At 71.4% G+C, this 19904-nt stretch carries 14 protein-coding genes; 11 read left to right on the plus strand and 3 right to left on the minus strand.

All coding sequences use genetic code 11. From position 1 onward, the window contains the following. Positions 1-266 precede the first annotated feature (266 nt). Complete coding sequence (gene mfd, locus OG714_RS29915; RefSeq protein WP_406125596.1) at positions 267-3797, plus strand: transcription-repair coupling factor; 3531 nt, start codon at positions 267-269, stop codon at positions 3795-3797. Positions 3798-3980: 183 nt separating this feature from the next. On the opposite strand, the gene OG714_RS29920 is transcribed toward mfd, so the two are convergent. After that, the gene (locus OG714_RS29920) at positions 3981-4574 is read right to left on the minus strand and encodes a TetR/AcrR family transcriptional regulator (RefSeq protein ID WP_406125597.1); all 594 of its coding nucleotides are present in this window, start codon (positions 4572-4574) and stop codon (positions 3981-3983) included. A 106-nt stretch (positions 4575-4680) separates the two neighbouring features. On the opposite strand from OG714_RS29920, the gene OG714_RS29925 reads away from it, so the two are divergent. Together OG714_RS29925 and OG714_RS29930 are read left to right on the plus strand one after the other, a co-directional pair. Further along, on the plus strand, positions 4681-5589 hold the full coding sequence (locus OG714_RS29925; protein ID WP_406125598.1) for an SCO6745 family protein: 909 nt from the start codon (positions 4681-4683) through the stop codon (positions 5587-5589). 247 nt (positions 5590-5836) lie between these two features. After that, positions 5837-6574 carry an HNH endonuclease family protein gene (locus OG714_RS29930; protein WP_406132003.1) on the plus strand — a complete coding sequence of 246 codons (738 nt, stop codon included), beginning with the start codon at positions 5837-5839 and terminating at the stop codon, positions 6572-6574. A 79-nt stretch (positions 6575-6653) separates the two neighbouring features. Here the strand turns inward: OG714_RS29930 and OG714_RS29935 are convergent, their stop codons facing one another. Continuing rightward, positions 6654-7403, minus strand: a complete 750-nt coding sequence (locus OG714_RS29935; protein ID WP_406125599.1) for a hypothetical protein — start codon at positions 7401-7403, stop codon at positions 6654-6656. 176 nt (positions 7404-7579) lie between these two features. After that, positions 7580-8284, minus strand: a complete 705-nt coding sequence (locus OG714_RS29940) for a hypothetical protein (RefSeq protein WP_406125601.1) — start codon at positions 8282-8284, stop codon at positions 7580-7582. 223 nt (positions 8285-8507) lie between these two features. Here OG714_RS29940 and OG714_RS29945 point away from each other — a divergent pair, with 223 nt between their 5' ends. The 8 genes from OG714_RS29945 to OG714_RS29980 all read left to right on the plus strand — a co-directional run bounded on the left by OG714_RS29945 (position 8508) and on the right by OG714_RS29980 (position 19872). Then, the gene (locus OG714_RS29945) at positions 8508-10826 is read left to right on the plus strand and encodes an N-6 DNA methylase (protein ID WP_406125603.1); all 2319 of its coding nucleotides are present in this window, start codon (positions 8508-8510) and stop codon (positions 10824-10826) included. Positions 10827-11106: 280 nt separating this feature from the next. Further along, positions 11107-11751, plus strand: a complete 645-nt coding sequence (locus OG714_RS29950) for a hypothetical protein (protein WP_406125604.1) — start codon at positions 11107-11109, stop codon at positions 11749-11751. A gap of 38 nt (positions 11752-11789) precedes the next feature. Beyond that, positions 11790-13277: a protein kinase domain-containing protein gene (locus tag OG714_RS29955; protein ID WP_406132004.1), complete on the plus strand. Its 1488-nt coding sequence runs from the start codon at positions 11790-11792 to the stop codon at positions 13275-13277. Between the two features lie 82 nt (positions 13278-13359). Beyond that, on the plus strand, positions 13360-14187 hold the full coding sequence (locus OG714_RS29960) for a glycoside hydrolase domain-containing protein (protein ID WP_406125605.1): 828 nt from the start codon (positions 13360-13362) through the stop codon (positions 14185-14187). 178 nt (positions 14188-14365) lie between these two features. Continuing rightward, the gene (locus OG714_RS29965) at positions 14366-15013 is read left to right on the plus strand and encodes a SurA N-terminal domain-containing protein (RefSeq protein WP_406125606.1); all 648 of its coding nucleotides are present in this window, start codon (positions 14366-14368) and stop codon (positions 15011-15013) included. A gap of 149 nt (positions 15014-15162) precedes the next feature. Continuing rightward, positions 15163-16170: a nucleoside triphosphate pyrophosphohydrolase gene (locus OG714_RS29970; RefSeq protein WP_406125608.1), complete on the plus strand. Its 1008-nt coding sequence runs from the start codon at positions 15163-15165 to the stop codon at positions 16168-16170. A 70-nt stretch (positions 16171-16240) separates the two neighbouring features. Then, positions 16241-18535 carry a tetratricopeptide repeat protein gene (locus OG714_RS29975; RefSeq protein ID WP_406125610.1) on the plus strand — a complete coding sequence of 765 codons (2295 nt, stop codon included), beginning with the start codon at positions 16241-16243 and terminating at the stop codon, positions 18533-18535. Continuing rightward, the gene (locus OG714_RS29980; RefSeq protein ID WP_406125612.1) at positions 18532-19872 is read left to right on the plus strand and encodes a cytochrome P450; all 1341 of its coding nucleotides are present in this window, start codon (positions 18532-18534) and stop codon (positions 19870-19872) included. The genes OG714_RS29975 and OG714_RS29980 overlap by 4 nt, the downstream gene beginning before the upstream one ends. Positions 19873-19904 lie beyond the last annotated feature (32 nt).

Consider the following 19904-nt stretch of genomic DNA (forward strand, 5'->3'; position numbering starts at 1 on the left):
ACGGGGGCAGGCCCGGCGCCGAGAAGTCACGGGGGACTTCTCGGCGCCGGGCCTGTTTTTTGTTGTCTTTGAAGGCCCGCTTCTTTGTTGCCAGCAAACGGGTGAGTGGGTGGGAAAGGTTTTTCGGCAGTGCGGGGTGCCGAGAAAGCGAGGGTTATCCACAGCCCCGGCATACGGCAGCGCACCGACGTACGCTGGAGACCCCCGGCCCACCCATCGCGTCGGGCCCTTCGTGTTGCCCACCCCCCCCAGACGGAAAGCCCTTCATGAGCCTGCACGGTCTGCTCGACGCCGTAGTCAAGGACCCCGCCCTCGCGGAAGCCACCAGGGCCGCGACCGACGGCAACCGCATGCACGTCGACCTGGTGGGCCCCCCGGCAACCCGCCCCTTCGCCGTGGCAGCGCTGGCCAGGGAGACCGGCCGTACCGTCCTCGCGGTGACCGCGACGGGCAGGGAGGCCGAGGACCTGGCGGCAGCCCTGCGCTCGCTGCTCCCGTCGGACGGCGTCGTGGACTACCCGTCCTGGGAGACCCTCCCGCACGAGCGCCTCAGCCCGCGCAGCGACACCGTGGGCCGCCGCCTCGCCGTCCTGCGCCGCCTGGCCCACCCCAGGGAGGACGACCCGGAGACGGGCCCGGTCTCCGTCGTCGTGGCGCCCGTGCGGTCCGTGCTGCAACCGCAGGTCAAGGGCCTCGGAGACCTGGAGCCGGTCGCCCTGCGGACGGGCCAGAGCGCCGACCTGAACGCGATCGTGGACGCGCTCGGCGCCGCCGCCTACGCGCGCGTGGAGCTCGTCGAGAAGCGCGGCGAGTTCGCGGTGCGCGGCGGCATCCTGGACGTGTTCCCGCCCACCGAGGAACACCCCCTGCGCATCGAGTTCTGGGGCGACGACGTCGAGGAGATCCGCTACTTCAAGGTCGCCGACCAGCGCTCCCTGGAGGTCGCGGAACACGGCCTGTGGGCACCCCCCTGCCGTGAACTCCTGTTGACGGAAGACGTCCGTGCGCGTGCGCGTGCCCTCGCCGAACAGCACCCCGAACTGGGCGAGCTGCTCAACAAGATCGCCGAGGGCATCGCCGTAGAAGGCATGGAGTCGCTGGCTCCGGTGCTCGTCGACGACATGGAGCTGCTGCTCGACGTGCTCCCCAAGGGCGCGATGACCGTCGTATGCGATCCGGAGCGGGTACGCACGCGTGCGTCCGATCTCGTCGCCACCTCGCAGGAGTTCCTGCAAGCTTCCTGGGCCGCGACCGCCGGTGGTGGCGAGGCGCCCATCGACGTCGGCGCGGCCTCCCTGTGGGCCATCGCGGACGTACGGGACCGGGCGCGCGAGCTGGACATGATGTGGTGGTCGGTGTCGCCGTTCGCCGCCGACGAAGAGCTCGACGCCGACACCCTGAAGCTCGGCATGCACGCCCCCGAGACGTACCGCGGGGACACCGCGAAGGCCCTCGCCGACACCAAGGGCTGGCTCGCGGACGGCTGGCGCACGGTCTTCGTCACCGAGGCCCACGGCCCCGCGGCCCGCACGGTCGAGGTCCTCGGCAGCGAGGGCGTGGCGGCCCGCCTGGAGACCGAACTCGGGGAGATCGCCCCGTCCGTCGTGCACGTGGCGACCGGTTCGATCGACTACGGCTTCGTCGACACGGCGCTCAAGCTCGCCGTCCTCACCGAGACCGACCTCTCCGGGCAGAAGGCCGCCGGCAAGGACGGCGTCCGGATGCCGGCCCGCCGCCGCAAGTCCATCGACCCGCTCACCCTGGAGGCGGGCGACTACATCGTCCACGAGCAGCACGGGGTCGGCCGCTACATCGAGATGGTGCAGCGCACGGTGCAGACCGCCACGCGCGAGTACCTGGTCGTCGAGTACGCCCCCGCCAAGCGCGGCCAGCCCGGCGACCGGCTGTACATCCCCACCGACCAGCTGGAGCAGATCACCAAGTACGTCGGTGGTGAGGCCCCGACCATGCACCGCCTGGGCGGCGCGGACTGGACGAAGACCAAGGCGCGCGCCAAGAAGGCCGTCAAGGAGATCGCGGCCGACCTCATCAAGCTGTACTCGGCCCGGATGGCGGCCCCGGGGTACGCGTTCGGCGCGGACACGCCCTGGCAGCGCGAGCTGGAGGACGCCTTCCCGTACGTCGAGACCCCGGACCAGCTGACCACGATCGCCGAGGTCAAGGACGACATGGAGAAGTCGGTCCCCATGGACCGGCTGGTCTGCGGCGACGTCGGCTATGGCAAGACCGAGATCGCCGTACGGGCCGCCTTCAAGGCCGTCCAGGACGGCAAGCAGGTCGCCGTCCTCGTGCCGACGACCCTGCTCGTGCAGCAGCACTTCGGGACGTTCACCGAGCGGTACTCGCAATTCCCGGTCAACGTACGGGCGTTGAGCCGCTTCCAGACCGACACGGAGGCGAAGGCGACCCTGGAGGGCCTGCGCGAGGGCTCCGTGGACCTCGTCATCGGCACCCACCGCCTGTTCTCCTCCGAGACCAAGTTCAAGGACCTCGGCCTGGTCATCGTCGACGAGGAGCAGCGCTTCGGCGTCGAGCACAAGGAACAGCTGAAGAAGCTGCGCGCGAACGTCGACGTGCTCACCATGTCGGCCACGCCGATCCCCAGAACCCTGGAGATGGCGGTGACCGGCATCCGTGAGATGTCGACGATCACGACGCCCCCGGAGGAGCGTCACCCCGTGCTGACGTTCGTCGGCCCCTACGAGGAGAGGCAGATCGGCGCCGCGATCCGCCGCGAACTCCTGCGCGAGGGCCAGGTCTTCTACATCCACAACCGCGTCGAATCGATCGACCGCGCGGCGGCCCGACTGCGCGAGATCGTCCCGGAGGCGCGCATCGCGACCGCCCACGGCCAGATGTCGGAGCAGTCGCTGGAGCAGGTCGTCGTCGACTTCTGGGAGAAGAAGTTCGACGTCCTGGTGTCGACGACGATCGTCGAGTCGGGCATCGACATCTCCAACGCGAACACGCTGATCGTGGAGCGCGGTGACAACTTCGGTCTGTCCCAACTCCACCAGCTCCGGGGCCGGGTGGGCCGTGGCCGCGAACGCGGCTACGCGTACTTCCTGTACCCCCCGGAGAAGCCGTTGACGGAGACGGCCCACGAGCGCCTCGCCACGATCGCCCAGCACACGGAGATGGGCGCGGGCATGTACGTGGCGATGAAGGACCTCGAAATCCGGGGCGCGGGAAACCTGTTGGGCGGCGAACAGTCCGGCCACATCGCGGGCGTCGGCTTCGACCTGTACGTCCGCATGGTCGGCGAGGCCGTCGCGGACTACCGCGCCTCCCTGGAGGGCGGTGTCGAGGAGGAGCCTCCCTTGGAGGTCAAGATCGAGCTCCCGGTCGACGCGCACGTCCCGCACGACTACGCCCCCGGCGAGCGCCTGCGCCTCTCCGCCTACCGGTCCATCGCCTCCGCCAACACGGAGGAGGACATCAAGGCCGTACGCGAGGAACTCGTCGACCGCTACGGCAAGTTGCCCGAACCGGTGGAGAACCTGCTGCTGGTGGCGGGCCTGCGCATGCTCGCCCGCGCGTGCGGCGTCGGCGACATCGTCCTTCAGGGCACCAACATCCGCTTCGCGCCGGTGGAGTTGAGGGAGTCCCAGGAGCTGCGCCTCAAGCGCCTCTACCCGGGCACCGTCATCAAGCCGGCCGCCCACCAGGTGCTGGTCCCGCGTCCGAAGACGGCCAAGGTGGGCGGGAAGCCGCTGGTCGGGCGGGAGTTGCTGGGCTGGGTGGGGGAGTTCCTGGCGACGATCCTGGGGTCGTAGGGGGTCGTCGAAGAGGGTCGGTCGGCTGGGTCGTAGGGAGTCGTAAGGGGGCCGGTCGGCGGGAGCTGTAAGGGGAGCCGGTCGGCGGGAGTTGGGGGAGCCGTAGAGAGGACCGGCCGCCCGGGGGCGTAGTGGCGCTCGCCGGTCGCCCGGGGTTGTAGCGGTACCCCCCGGTCGGTCGTGTCAGGCGGGGGCCGGGCGGAACAGCATGCCCGCCAGTACCCGGAACACCTCCTCCGGGTCCCGCTCGCCCACCGCCCCGTCCAGGTTGTGGCCCAGCAGCAGCGTCGCGAAGCCGTGCGCCAGGGACCACGCGGCGACACCGGCGAGGCGGTCGTCGGGGCCGCGGCCCTCGGGGGGTACGGCGGAGACGGCGTGGCGCAGGGCGTCGGTGGCGAGGGCGCGGGCCGTGGTGAGTTCGAGGTCGCCGTCGCGCAACAGCTCGGGCGCGAACATCACTTGGAAGTGCGCCGGATGCTCGCGCGCGAAGCGCACGTACCGCACTCCCGCGTCCTTCAGGTCCGCCGCCTCCGCGATCGCGCCCGCCAGCAGCCCGAACCCCTCCGCCGCGATCGCCGTCAACAGCCCCGTGCGGTCCTTGAAGTGGTGCGCCGGCGCCGCGTGCGAGACACCGGCACGCCGGGCGAGATCCCGCAGGCTCAGCGCGGCCGGGCCGTCGGCGGCGATGACGTCGAGCGCGGCGCTGAGGATGGCGCGGCGCAGATCGCCGTGGTGGTACGGGCGGCGGCTGCCCCCGGAAGTCTTGGCTGTGCTCATGGTCAGCAGCGTACGCCGAATCTAGGCATTGACAAGTTCGGGCGGGTGGGGCAATCTTGCCAGTGTCAAGTTATGGAACGGCCGGGACGCGACGAGGAGTTACGTCATGTCGGAAAGCGTGCGGGGATTCGAGACCACGAAAAGCCCCGCCACCGTGGAGCTGAGCCGCGTGCGCCAGCTCTGGCACCTGCTCGAACCGCTGCACGCCGTGCTGTATTACGCGCCGGAGGTCTTCGAGGAGGCGGCCGCGCTCGGATACGGCACGGGGGAGCGCTGGCCGAGCTACTTCCCGCTGCGCGCCGCGCCGTTGGGCCCGGTCGGCAGCGAGCGGGTGACCTCCGCCTTCTACAGCTTCAGCCCCCGCATGGTCGCCGAGCACATGGACGCGGCGTGGGGCATCGCGACCCCGGACACGGTGCTGAAGGCGAGGCTGCGCGGAATGGACCGGGCCTACCGCGCGATATTCGGTGACCGTGTCGACAGCCCCGAGCTGGCGGAGGCCGCCGCCCTCGCCCGCCGCGCCGCCGAGGCGGTGAACACCGCGGGCCGCCCCCTCGCCGCGGCCAACGCCGAGTTGGCGTGGCCCGCGGAACCCCACCTCCAGTTGTGGCAGGCGGCGACGATCCTGCGCGAACACCGCGGCGACGGCCACCTCGCAGCCCTCCTCGTCGCCGGCCTCGACCCGGTCGAGTCCCTGGTCTCCTTCGCCGCGATCGGAGCCGCCTCCGTCCAGCGCTTCGAGAGCCGGGGCTGGAGCCGGGAGGAGTGGACCGCGGCACGCGAACGTCTGGTCGTCCGGGGCGTCATAGACGACATGGGTACGGCGACGAGGGCGGGCCGCGACCTGCGCCAGGAGGTCGAGCGTCGTACCGACCAACTGGCCGCCGTGCCTTGGCAGTTCCTCGGCCGGACCGACACCGACCGACTTGCCGAGCTGCTGGGGGAGTTCTGGGTCGCCGTACTCGGGTCCGGGCTGCTGCCCTCGGAGTCGACGTTGGGCATCGGCAAGGTCTGAGGGACGGGGGGCTGATGGGGTGTGGGTCTGAGGGCGCGTGAAATCCGGGGCGGAGTAAGGGGAGTAAGGAGAGGGGGTGAGGGAAGCCGGTACTTCGGCCTGTTCCACCGCTGCGATACAGGCGAGTTGCGTGCCGTGCGGGCTTAGGTCCCGTATGCCCGTGACGCGTCCGCCGCTACCGTGGGGACCAGGCAATATCCGCCCCTGCAGGGGCGGGGCCGGGTGAGCAAGGGGAGGGGCGCACGTGATGCGTCTGAGGGGTGGGGCGGCAATCGCCGCCTTGGTCATGTTGTCGGTCGCCGGATGCAAGACGGACACCACGGGAACGGGCGACTCCGGGCCCGAGGCGACGACGAGTGGAGGCTCCGGCGCGGGTTCCGGCGGGGGCGCGGCCCTGACCGCCGCCGAGTCCCTGACCGTGAAGGGGCGTGCGCCGAAGACCGGTTACTCCCGTGAACGGTTCGGCACCGCCTGGGCCGACACGGACTCCAACAGCTGCGACACCAGGGACGACATCCTCAAGCGGGACCTGAAGCAGGTGAAGTTCACCGACGGCGACTGCAAGGTGTCGTACGGCGTCCTCGAATCCGATCCGTACTCCGGCAAGGAAGTCGTCTACAAGCGCGGCGCCAGCCTCGTCGACATCGACCACCTGGTCGCCCTCTCCGACGCCTGGCAGAAGGGCGCCAAGTACTGGGACGCCAGCAAGCGCATAGCTCTCGCCAACGACCCGCTCAACCTGCTCACCGTCGGCGCCAGCCCCAACCGCAGCAAGGGCGACGGCGACACGGCGACCTGGGTGCCGCCCAAGGCGTACCGGTGCACGTATGTCGCCGCGCAGGTCGCCGTGAAGAAGAAGTACGGGCTGTGGGTCACCTCGGCGGAGAAGGCCGCGATGGTCAAGGTCCTCTCCACCTGCTCCAAGCAGGCCCTGCCGACCGGGGGCAACCCGACGAACGCGCCGGCGAGGTTCCACGCGAACTGAGGTGACACGGCCTTGACCTGTGGCTACGGCACGCCCCGTGAACGTGCCGTAGCCACAGGAGACTTGGTGACTCAGTGACTCAGCTGCCCAGCGTGTCCAGGTCCAGGATCTTGCCGGCGGGCTTCGTCGCCGGCACCGGCTTCTCGTACTCGCTGAACGTGAGCGTCCCCGGGTCCTTCACGGAGGCGCTGTCGATGCGCAGCACATACGGCTTGCCCTCGGTCGCCACGTACAGCGTGTAGGTGTCCTTGCCGTCCTTCTCGCGCAGGGTGATCGCCGGAGTGCCGTCGACGGTGGTCGTCTTCCCGCGGGTCGCGTCCGAGTTGCTGTCCTCGGCGCCGCCGAGCACCGATTTCAGATCGCAGAAGCTCGCGATGTCCTTGGCGTCCGCGCCCTTCGCGGACATCTTGGTCCACTTCCCGGCCATCATGTCCACGACCGCATCGGTGTCCGCCTTTGACTCGCCGTCGCTCTGCGCCCGCAGGAACGCCTCGTCGTACTTCATGTAGATGGTGTCGCCGGTCTTGATCATGTCGGCCTTGCCCTTGCCGCGCAGGCTCAGCGTGCCGGCGCACTCGCCCTTCTTGTTCAGGGCCATGTCGATCAGGATCGTGCCGCCGCTCTCGTCGTCGGGTATGTCGCCCTTCAGGCGTAGCGACGAGGCGCCGGTGGTGGCGGTGAGGGACCGGTCGGCGATCTCGCCGCCGGTCAGCCCGGCGAACGGTCCCTTCGGCTTGCTGTCCGCCTTGTCCTCGCCGGGCAGACACCCGGCGAGTCCCGCGGCGGCCACGGTGGTGAGGCAGAGAGCGGCAAGTGCGGTACGACGCATGGCAGTTCCTTGTCGAGGAGGTGAGCGGTGACGAGATGAGAGGGGTGCCCCGAAGCGGGGTCCGAGGAGGTGCCGGGCAGGCCGATGCGCAGAGATGGGCCCACGGCGAGAGAGCGTTGACCTGACCTGACCTGACCTGACCTGACCTGACCTGACCTGACCTGAACGTCGGAGCGTCAGGCCGTCTTCTTCCAGGTCTTGCAGCCGGCCGTCTTGAAGTAGGCGTCCTTCGCGCTGATCGTGACGACGGCCGTGCCGGTCACGTTGTCGTTCGCGAGGATCGAGTCCAGCCCGTGCTCGGCGTCCTTCGCGCGCTCCCAGTAGCACATGTCGTCCGTGTTGCCGGTGGACCTGTAGGTGCCGGGGGCGATGTCGACGCCGACCTTGAACATGCCGCCGTCGCCGGCCATCTTCGTGGCGGGGGAGCCCTGCGCCTTCGTGCCGACGGCCGCCCAGTCCTTGCAGCCGCTGGACTTGAAGATCTTGTCGGTGGCCTTGACGGTGACGTAACTGGCGCCGCTCACATTGTCGTTGGCCAGCAACGAGTCCGTGTCGCCGGAGGCGTCCTTGGCCCGCTCCCAGTAGCACATGCCGTCGGTGTTGCCGTTGGTGCGATACGTGCCGGGCTTGACGTCCGTGCCGACCCGGAAGTCGCCGTCCCCGTCGAACGCGGCCTTCTTCGTCTCGACGGCCTCCCCCTTGCCCGAGCCCTTCTTTGCGGCGGCCCGGTGCTCCGCGGACGCCGAAGAACCCTTGCCGTTGCCGCCCGAACCGTTGCCCGAACCACTGTCCCCACCGCTGCCGCCGGCGTTCGCCGACACGACCCCGATGACGACGACTCCCACGACGGCGCCCAGCGCGACCTTGCCCTTCATCCCCATGGTTGTCCCCTCCCCGACGCGGCGACCGCCTCCCTCTGGCGGTCGCTCGTTCGCTGGGTCAATAAGAGCAGAGGCTGTGAACCGAGTCAACACGGTTCACTGGATGTGGTGTGTACACGGCCGTGAAGGGGTAGATCTTGCATGCGTCGGTATGCTCGGCGTCACGGACGGACGGCAGGCGCAACAGGGTCCGCGGGACGGCGGGGCGAGGGGAGTAGGGCGAGTGCAGGACAACGCGACAGAGGTGACCGCCGCCGGTATCGCACGGCTCGCCGGCGTCGGCCGGGCCGCCGTGAGTAACTGGCGCCGTCGCCACGCGGACTTCCCCAAGCCGGTCGGCGGCACCGAGACCAGCCCCGCCTTCGCCCTCGCCGAGGTCGAGTCCTGGCTGCGCAAGCAGGGGAAACTCGCCGAAGTCCCGTTGCGCGAACGGGTCTGGCAGCAACTCGTCGGCCATCCTGAGGGCCCGGTCACCGCCCTGGTCTACGCAGGCTGCGCCCTGCTGCTCATCCATGAACGCCCCACCGTCTGGCTGGACGTGAGCGCCGGTTCGGACGAGCGGATGGCCGCGATGCTGCCCGGCGCGCTGGAGCAGGTGCTCGTGCCGCGCTTCGGTGCGGTGGGTGGACGCGGAGTTCACAGGGGGCGAGAGGGGAGCGCCGCGGCGGCTGTGAACACGCCGAACACCCACGCTGCCGGAAACGCCCCGAGCGCCCCGAGCGCTGTGAACACCCCGAGCGCTGTGAACACTCCGGCCGACCCGACCACGTCCCCGGCTCCTGTGAACACCGCACCCACTGTTCACACACCGTCTGCCGCGAACCCCGCCCCCGTCCCCACTCCCACTCCCACCGCCACCCCCACTCCCACTCCCACCGCCACCCCCACTCCCACCCCCGCCGTTCACACCCCCACCGGCCCCCAACTCCTCCCCTCCGCCCCCCTCCTCCGCGGCACCGCCGAACTCGCCGCCGAGCTGGGCGCCCGCCAGGCGTTCGAGTTCCTGCTCGGGCGGCACCTGGACGCCAACCCGCGCCAGTACACGCTCACCCCGACCGAACTCGCCCGCCTGATGGCCGAGTTGGCCGAGTCGGCGGGCCCGGCGGCCACCGCGCTCGACCCGGCCTGCGGCACCGGCGCCCTGTTGCGCGCCGTCACCCCCCGCCCCGGGCAGGAGCTGTACGCCCAGGACAACGCCCCCGACCTCGCCGCACTCACCGCGCTCCGGCTCGCCCTGCGCGCACAGGTCACCGTGCGCGGCACGGCAGGCGACACGCTGCGCGCGGACGCGTACCCGGCGCTGCGGGCCGACGTCGTCCTGTGCCATCCGCCGTTCAACGAGCGGAACTGGGGCCACGACGAACTCGCCTACGATCCCCGCTGGGAGTACGGCTTCCCGGCGCGCAACGAGTCCGAGCTGGCCTGGGTGCAGCACGCGCTGGCCCGGCTCAAGGACGGCGGCACGGCCGTGCTGCTGATGCCGCCGGCCGCGGCCTCCCGGCGTTCCGGCCGCCGGATCCGCGCCGACCTGCTGCGGCGCGGGGCGCTGAAGGCGGTCGTAGCGCTGCCGATCGGGGCGGCGCCGCCGTACAACATCCCGTTGCACCTGTGGGTGTTGCGGCGGCCGGAGCGGGCGGCCGCGCAGCCGGAGGTGCTGCTGGTGGACACCGGGCGGTTCGCGACCGAGGGGCGGGGCGGGCCGGACTGGCAGGCCGTGCGGGGCGCGGTGCTGGATGCCTGGAAGGCGTTCGACCGGGCGGGGCGGCTGGACGACGAGCCGGGGCTGGCGCGTTCCGTGCCGGTCATCGAACTCCTCGACGACGACGTCGACCTGGCCCCCGCCCGCCACCTCCCGCCCGCGACCGCGGCCGACGGCGCCGACGAGCTCACGGCCGTGCGCGAGCGGCTCGGCGAGACGCTCCGGCTGACCGCCGACCTCACCCCGCCGCCCGTCGACCACGTCGCCGACTCCGCACGGCCCACGCGCTGGCCGCTCACCACGATCGGTGAACTCGCGCGCGGGGGCGCCCTGGTGATGCGTACCGGCGGAAACGGCGGCCACGCGCGTGTGCCCGTTCTCACCGACCACGACGTCCTCGCCGGAACGGCTCCTTCCGGGATCCTCCCCGAGAGTGACGAGGTCGCCGTCCTCACCGAGCCGGGCGATGTCGTCGTGCCGGTGCTCGGCGGCGGTTCGATGGCGCGCGTGATCGACGCCACGACCGCGGGTGCCGCCCTGGGCCGCAGTCTCGTCCTGCTGCGGCCCGATCCCGGCGCGCTGGACCCGTGGTTCCTCGCCGGCTTCCTGCGCGGCACCGCCAACAACCGCCAGGCCAGCAGCTACGCGTCCACGGCGACCCGACTCGACGTCCGCAGGCTCCAGTTGCCGCGCCTCCCCCTGGACGAACAGCGCCGCTACGGCGCCCGGTTCCGCGCCCTGGAGGACTTCGAGCGGGCGCTGCGGCAGGCGGGCCGGCTCGGCGAGCAACTCGTGCGCGGCATGTACGACGGCCTGACGGACGGCACGGTCACGCCCGACTGAGGCAGCCTCCCGGGGAGACCGGGACCGTCCGCCCCGTTGCCCGCCTCGTCCCGGAAGGCCCCGCTCCGCGCCCACGCGATCGCACCCGAGCGCACCTGCGACGTCGTGGGAAGTGATCAGCACGACAACGGTTCGGTACAACCCGGGACCGGTTGTCGGTGTCGGCCTATACGCTCGAAGCGACAATCGCACGACCGCTGTTGTCCCGCGCACGCCGAACACGCGCCGGACCGACGGCGGTCGCGGCACCGTACGTCCTCTGAAGGCATCAGGAGCAGCCATGCAAGGCCACGGCTACCCGCAGCCGGCGAAGCCACCGCCGCCCACCGGGGCGCTGGTCCTCGTGCGCGTGCTGTTCGTGGGGATCTCGGTGTTCTGCATCGGGTTCCTGGCCTGGACGATGCTGCTGCGGCTGGCCATCGTGACCCGCAAGTCCCTGGACTGGGGCCTGTTCGTGGCCGCGCTGGCGGCGGACATACTCAGCGTCGTGCTGCTCGGCTCCGAGCCCGGCGAGGATGTCCACACCACCGGCGGCTATGTGGGCATCACCCTGCTCCTGGGCACCCTGGTGGCGTCGATCGCGTACTACCTGGCGGCGGACATACGCCACTTCCAGCAGCTCCGGCAGGGCGTCTACGCCGGGCAGCCCTCCCCGGCGTACGGCTACCCGCAGCCCGCGCAGTCGGCCCAGCCCCCGTCGCCGTACACCGCGACGACCTCGCCGCAGCACACCCCGCCGCCGATACCCCACACGCCCGTGCCGCAGCAGCACACCCCGCCGCCCATGCCCCACACGCCCGTGCCGCAGCCGCCGATGAACACCCCGCCGCCGCAGCGCCCCGCGCCCGCCCGTATCGACCAAGTGCGGGCCGAGCTGGACGAGTTGAGTGACTATCTGCGCAAGCACGACGAGGGCGGAAGGTGACCGTGGCGGCGGGACGGGTCGTCGCGGACCGCTATGAACTGTCCACGCTCATCGGGCAGGGCGGCATGGGCCAGGTCTGGACGGCGTACGACCGGCGCCTGGACCGGCGCGTGGCGGTGAAGCTGCTGCGCCCCGACAAGGTGGCCGGCCAGGAGGCCGACGAACTGCGCCGCCGCTTCGTGCGCGAGTGCCGGGTGACCGCGCAGGTCGACCACCCCGGCCTGGTCACGGTGCACGACGCGGGCAGCGAGGGCGAGGAGCTGTTCCTCGTCATGCAGTACATCGACGGCGCCGACCTCTCCGACCACCTCGCCGAGCACGACCCGTACCCGTGGCAGTGGGCGGTCGCCGTCGCGGCCCAACTGTGCGCCGTGCTCAGCGCCGTGCACGCCGTGCCGATCGTCCACCGCGACCTCAAGCCCCGCAACGTGATGGTGAAGCAGGACGGCACGGTCACCGTCCTCGACCTCGGCGTCGCCTCCGTCATGGACGCCGACACCACCCGCCTCACCCACACCGGCACCCCCATCGGCTCGCCCGCCTACATGGCGCCCGAGCAGGCGATGGGCGGCGCGGTCGGCCCGTACACCGACCTGTACGCGCTGGGTGTGCTGCTGCACGAACTCCTCAGCGGGGACGTGCCGTTCGCGGGCTCCACGGCGCTCGGCGTGCTGCACCGGCACCTGTACGAGGCGCCGGTGCCCGTCCGCCGGATCCGCTCCGAGGTCCCCGAGTCGCTCGAAGCGCTCGTCCTGCACCTGCTCGCCAAGGACCCGCAGCACCGCCCCGGCTCCGCGCAGGAGGTCTACGAGCGTCTCGCGCTGCTGCTGCCCGCGCGCGGGATGCCCACCGGGGCGCCGCTCGACCCCACCCGCCCGTTCCTGCGCCCGCACGCCCCCTGGCCGGACCGCGCCCGCACCCCCGCGCCGCAGCCCGCCCCGCTCGCGCCGCCCGCCGCCGGGAAACCCGATGTCGCCGCCGCCGTCGACGAGGTCAAGCGGCTGCTCGGCGAGGGCCGTATCACGCAGGCCGTCGACATCCTCGGCGCGATCCTGCCCACCGCCGCCGAGCAGCACGGCGTGCACTCCCCGGTCGTCCGCACCCTGCGCAAGCAGTACGCGGCGACGCTCATGGACGACGGCCAGTACCGGCGCGCGTTGCCCGAACTGCGCCGCCTCGCCGACGAACGCGCCGCCGAGGCCGGCCCGTCCGACCCGCAGTCCCTGCGCTACCGCTACGACGCCGCCCAGTGCCTGGAGTCGCTCGGCGACCCGGCCGCGGCCCTCACGGAGTACCGCGCGCTGCTGCCGTACTACGAGAACCAGTACATGGCCGGCGACCCCGAACTCGCCCACGAGGTCCGCCGCCGCATGGGCCACCTGCTGCTCGCGCTCGGCGACCGGGGCGCGGCCCACGAGACCCTCGCCCGCCTCCTGGGCGACGTCGAACGCCGGCACGGCCCCGGCCACCCGCTCGCGGCCGACATCCGGCGCACGCTGCAATGGCTGGGGCAGGTGCGGGGCTAGCGGGACCGGCAGCTAGATTTTGCCGAGCACATTCAAGCCACACGCAACACCAGTCACGTACAAACCAGGGGTGGGGTCGTTCATGTCCGAGCACCGGCAGTCGAAGAAGCGCAGATACATAGCCTGGGGCGTCGCCGGTGCCGCCGTCGTCGCCGGCGGCGGCATCGCCGCGACGGACTCGATGGCCGCCACCACCTGGCCCGCCCAGAAGACCTACACCGGCCACGCCTTCGACACCTGCGCCGCCCCCTCCCTCGCCGCGATGAAGGCCTGGCACACCGACGGCGCCTACGGTGCCGCCGCCGTCTACATCGGTGGCAAGAACCGCGGGTGCAGCCAGCCCAACCTCACCGTCTCCTGGGTCAAGTCCCTCACCACGGTCGGCTGGAAGTTCATCCCGCTCTACGTCGGCTCGCAGCCGTCCTGCGGTTCCGGCGGCTCGGTGAAGATCAGCGCCTCCACGGCCGCCGCCGTCGGCAAGTCCGAGGCGGACGACGCGGTGGCCAAGTCCTCGGCGCTCGGCTTCAAGGCCGGCAGCCCGATCTACCTGGACATGGAGTCGTACGACATCACGAACACGTCCTGCAACAACGCCGTGTTGACGTACGTCCGCGCCTTCGACAAGGAACTGCGCGCCAAGATCTACCGCGCCGGCCTCTACGGCTTCTCCAGCTCCAGCGCCAAGGCGATCGCGACCGCGACCAACAAGACGGACCTGCCGGGCAACCTCTGGTACGCGCTGTGGGACAAGACGTACACCACGACCTCGGACTGGCCCTGGGGCTCCACCCAGTTCACCAGCCACAGCCGCGCCCACCAGTACATGGTCAACAGCAAGGAGACCCGCGGCGGTTACACGATCACCGTGGACCGCGACGCCTGGGACGCGCCGGTCGCCATCACCGGCTGAGCGCGCGGGCCCGTAGCGGGCGGGCGCGACGGACCTTGCGGAGCCCACGCGTGCGTGCCGGTGCCCGAAGTCCTGGTGAATCGTTGGTCGAATGGGTTGGCCCCAGGCGACCCACTGCCTACCATCGATCACCGCAAGACTTTGTGCACCGTCGCACAATCTCCAACGGGAGGCTCCCTTGCACCGCCGCCGTCGCACCGCGCTCGTCCTCACCGCCGTGATCGCCGCCGCGGCCCCTGCCCTGACCGCCTGCGGAAACGAGGCGCATCCGGGCGCCGCGGCCGTCGTGGGCGGCCAGCGCATCACCGTCGCGCAGCTGCAGAGCCGGGTCAACGAGGTGCGTACGGCCCAGCGGTCGGCCGTACAGAACGAGGCACAGTACGAGCGGGCCATCGCCACCACCGGCGGCCTCACCCGCGAGACGCTCTACGGCATGGTCTTCGACCAGGTCGTCCACCGCGCCGCGCAGGACGCCGGAGTCACCGTCACCCGCAAGGACATCCAGGACATGCGGGCCGGCCTCGCCCAGCAGGCGGGAGGCTCCAAGGCCCTGGAGGCGACCTGGCTCGCACAGTACGGCGTCCCCCCGCAGCGCCTCGACGAGAACCTCCGCCTCCAGGTGGAGGGCCGCAAACTCGCCGCGAAACTCGGCACCGACACCTCCCAGCCCGCCTTCTGGAAGGCCCTCTCCAACGCCTCCAAGGAACTCCATGTCGACCTCAACCCGCGCTACGGCACGTGGGACGTGACCAAGAGCAGCCGGGTGGACGCGAAGACGCCCTGGGTGCGGGAGGTCACCGCGGCGCAGAGCCAGGAGCCCGCGTGACCGGTGGGGTGGCGTAACGGTACGGCGGGCTTCCGCCGGGCGGCCGGCCTGTGGACAACAAGGGTGCACGGTGGCCTGTGGACAACCGGGGTGGACGCGGGCCTGTGGACAACTCCGGGGCTGTCGGCGGCGTGGGTTACGTTCGGAGGGTGAACGCAACCAGCCTCGGTCCCGAGGGCGCCCCCGCCCCCACCCCCGGCCGCATCGTCCTGCTCACCACCAGCCACCGTGTCGCCCTCGGCCTGCTGTCCTGGCCCGCCTGGCAGGCGCTGCGCGACGCCGACCGGGTGCTGTGCGCGGACGGAGCGCATCCCCAGCTGCCGTATCTCCGCGAAGCAGGGATACGGGTGGACGAGGCATCCCCGACCGCCGAGGAACTGGTCGCGGCCTGCGCGGGCGGCTCCACGGTCGTGGTCGTCGCCACCGGTGAGGGCGAGCCCACCCTCACCGACGGCCTGGCCCGCCTCGCCGGCTCGGGCCGCGTCCAGATGCCCGACCTGGAGCTGCTCCCCGCCTCCTACGACCTGCCGGGCGCCCGCCTCCTCGACCTCGTCCAGGTCATGGACCGCATCCGCGCCGAGTGCCCGTGGTCCTCGCAGCAGACCCACAAGGGCCTGGCGAAGTACGGCATCGAGGAGGCGTACGAACTCGTCGAGGCGATCGAGGAGGGCGACCGTGACGAACTGCGCGAGGAGTTGGGCGACGTCCTCCTCCAGGTCGTCTTCCACGCCCGCATCGCCGAGGAGGACCCCGACACCCCCTTCTCCATCGACGACGTGGCCGCCGGCATCATCACCAAACTGATCCACCGCCACCCCCATGTCTTCGGCGACGAGACGGCGTCAACTCCCGAAGAGGTCAAGGCGCATTGGCTGCGCACGAAGGCGGTCGAGAAACAGCGCACCTCCATCACCGAGGGCATCCCCATGGGCCAGCCCGGCCTCGCCCTCGCGTCGAAACTGGCATCACGCGTGCGTACGGCGGGACTTGAGGTGCCGTTGCCGACGGAGGACGACGGCATCGGGTACGAGTTGCTGGCGCTGGCCGCGCGGGCGGAGGCGGACGGGGTGGATCCGGAGGCGGCGCTGCGGGCGGCGGGACGGGCCTATCGGGATGCGATCAGGGAGGCGGAGGGCGTAACCGACGCCGAAGGCTGAGCCAACGGGCTTGTGAATCAGTACCTTTGACGGCGGGCGGTTGGGGATCGCGCGGGGGACGGGGGCGAGCGTGACAGAGGAACAGAAGCGGCTGGCGGTTGCGGGCGCCCAGGTGCTCATTGCGGGGGCGACCTCGACCGACTCGTGGGCGCCGATCCGCGACAACTTCGCGGCGTGGTTCAGGCGCCATCCGTCGGCCGATACGGACCGCCACCTCGGCGCGCTCGAAGGGCTCGACCGACGACTACAGGATCCGGACGCTCGGATCCTCATCGAGCTCAGGTGGAACTGGCGCATCTTCCTGTTCGACGTGCTCAGGAGCGCGTCCACCCCAGCGGCGGCCGCCACCGAACTCGCCTCTCTCATCAACGAGTTCGACCCCACCCGCGTTGTGCACCCGCCCGAACAACCACCCCCATCCGGCGACCACCTCGACTTCCGCGGCAGCACCTTCAAAGGCACCGTCGCCGCAGTCCAGCACAACCACTACGCCCCCACCTCCACCCCCATCCCGTCCGCCTGGCGCCCCGTCGGACACGTAGGCCCCGTGGAGTTCGGTGTACGTCCGACGCGGCACGTGCCCGGGCTGCCCGACGTGCCGCCGTACGTGCGGCGGGACTGTGACGACGACCTCCGTACCCGTCTCGCCCACAACGGCCTGGTGCTGATCCTCGGGGAGCCGTGCGCGGGCAAGTCGTACACGGCGTGGCACGGGGTGCGGTCGCTGAAGGACCACCGGCTCCACGCCCCGGACCAGGGCGACGACCTCCGTGCCGTGCTGCGCGCGTTGGACGGGAATCCCGGTGACTACGTCGTCTGGCTGGACGAGTTGACCGACCACCTGGGAAGCGGCGGTCTCGATCTGAAGCTCCTGGGACGGTTCACCTCCCTCGGAGCCGTCATGCTCGGCACGATCAGCCCCGACGAGTACTACCGGCGCCGCTCCGGGACCGCCCCGGGCGAGCGGGTCATCGCCGCGGCCCGCACGGTGGAGCTGGCGCGCGAGTGGAGCGACGCCGAACTGGAGCGGCTGGCGGGGCTCGACGACCCGCGCGCGTACCCGGCGTACATGTGGAGCGGCCGGGAGGGCGCGGCCTCGTACTTCGCGATCGGGCATCTGCTGTTCGACGAGTGGCAGCGCGTGGGGACCCAGGTCGAGCACCCGCGTGGGCGGTTACTGGTGCGAGCCGCGGTCGATCTCGCCCGGTGCGGCGTCAGGGGAGCGGTGCCGCTGGAGTTGTTGAGAGCGGTCCAGGGGCAGTACGGAACAGAGGAACGCGAGTCGTTCGAGGACGCTCTCGCCTGGGCGACGACACCTCTCTTCGGCGTATCGGGGCTCCTGGTGCAGGGGGACGAGCCGGGGACCTGGCGGGCGTACGGGGCTCTCGTCGCGGAAGCGCTGAGATCGGGCGGCAGTCTGGAACCGGTACCGGACGGCGTGTGGTGGGCGCTGCTGGACCAGCCCGGGGCACGCCTCTCCATCGACCGCGATGCCGTCCTCGACGCGGCCCGTACCGCGTTGCATCCCCGGCTCACGGGGGAGGACACGGCCCTGATGATCGCCTTCGCCGGCCGCGTCGGACCCAACGAGCGCTGGGACCTGCTGCGCCGGGCGGCGGACGCGGGCGACCGGCAGGGGGCCGAGGAGCTGGCCACGTTCCTGCTGACGCGCGGCGACACCAAGGAAGCCATGCCGTATCTGGAGCAGGCTGCCGAGGCAGGCAGCTCCAGGGCCGCGACCGCCCTGGGCGCCCTCCTCCGCGGCCAGGCCGAGACCTGGCTGCGCAAAGCAGCCGAAGACGGCGACCCGGTGGCCGCCCACGCACTCGGCGACGTGCTGATCGGCACCGGCCGTGAGGACGAGGCGCTCCGCTGGTACCGCCAGGCCGCCGCCGCGGGCCGTCACGAGGTCGCCGTAGGTCTCGGTGCCCTGCTCAGCAGATGGCGGGACCCCGAGGCGAAGGTCTGGCTGAGTTACGCCGCCGCATGGGGCGACCCGCGCGCCGTGGGCGAACTCGGCGTCCATCTCTCCTGGGAGCCGGAGGCCGACGAGGCGGAGGTGGTCCCGCTCTACCAGCGGGCCGCGCACGCCGGAGACGCGAACGCGGCGCACAACCTCGGCCTGTGGATGGTCAGACAGGGCCGGTTCGACGAGGCGATGGAGCTGTACCACCAGGCCCTCGAAGGGGGCGTCACCGACGCGGAGCGGTCCATCGCCCAGTTGCTGGAGGTACAGGGCAAGCCCGTCGAAGCCCAGGACTGGTACCGCAGGGCCGCGACCGCCAACCCCATCGGCCTCCCCGCCTCGCTGCCCCCACCACCCGAGGGCGACCGCATCCCCACCCCGGATACCGTCAGGGAGTGACCAACCAGCCCAGCCCGCCGAACCCCACTCCCATCCCCACCCCGACTCCCGCCCCCGAACTCTTCACCTGGGAATTCGCCACCGATCCCTACCCCGCCTACGCCTGGCTCCGCGAGCACGACCCCGTGCACAGGACGCGCCTCCCCAGCGGGGTTGAGGCCTGGTTGGTCACCCGGCACGCCGACGCCAAGCAGGCGCTCGCCGACCCGCGGCTCTCCAAGAACCCCGCGCATCACGACGAACCGGCGCACGCCAAGGGCAGGACCGGTATCCCGGGTGAGCGCAAGGCCGAGCTGATGACGCATCTGCTCAACATCGACCCGCCGGACCACACCCGCCTGCGCCGGCTGGTCAGCAAGGCGTTCACGCCTCGGCGGGTGGCCGAATTCGCGCCCCGGGTGCAGGAGTTGACGAACGATCTGATCGACCGGTTCGCGGCGAGCGGCTCCGCCGACCTCATCCACGACTTCGCCTTCCCACTCCCCATCTACGCGATCTGCGACCTGCTCGGCGTCCCCCGCGAGGACCAGGACGACTTCCGGGACTGGGCGGGCATGATGATCCGGCACGGGGGAGGGCCGCGGGGCGGGGTCGCACGGTCCGTCAAGAAGATGCGCGGCTATCTCGCCGAACTCATCCACCGCAAGCGCGAGGCCCTCTCCGACGCCCCCACCCCGCACCCCGGCGGGAACCTCTCCGGCACCCCCGCCCCCGTCCCCGGCGAGGACCTCATCTCCGGCCTCATCCGCGCCTCCGACGAGGGCGAGCACCTCACCGAGAACGAGGCCGCGGCGATGGCCTTCATCCTGCTGTTCGCCGGGTTCGAGACGACCGTCAACCTCATCGGCAACGGCATGTACGCCCTCCTCACCCACCCCGACCAGCGCACCCGCCTGGAGAAGTCCCTGGCCGCGGGGGAGCACGGCCTCCTCGAAACCGGCGTGGAGGAACTCCTGCGCTACGACGGCCCGGTGGAGCTCGCCACCTGGCGCTTCGCCACCCGCCCTCTCACCCTCGGCGGGCAGGACATCGCGGCCGGCGACCCCGTGCTGGTCGTACTCGCCGCCGCGGACCGCGACCCGGAACGGTTCGCCGATCCCGACGTCCTCGATCTCGGGCGCCGTGACAATCAACACCTCGGCTACGGCCACGGCATCCACTACTGCCTCGGCGCCCCGCTCGCCCGCCTGGAGGGCCAGACCGCGCTCGCCACCCTCCTCACCCGCCTCCCCGACCTGCAACTCGCCGCGGATCCGGCCGACTTGCGCTGGCGCGGCGGCCTCATCATGCGCGGACTGCGCACGCTCCCCGTGGAGTTCACCCCGGAGCGCCGCTGAACAGGGAGTTCCGGAGCGCCGCCGAACAGGCG

The organism is Streptomyces sp. NBC_00989, from assembly GCF_045162655.1.
Classification (GTDB): Bacteria; Actinomycetota; Actinomycetes; order Streptomycetales; family Streptomycetaceae; genus Streptomyces.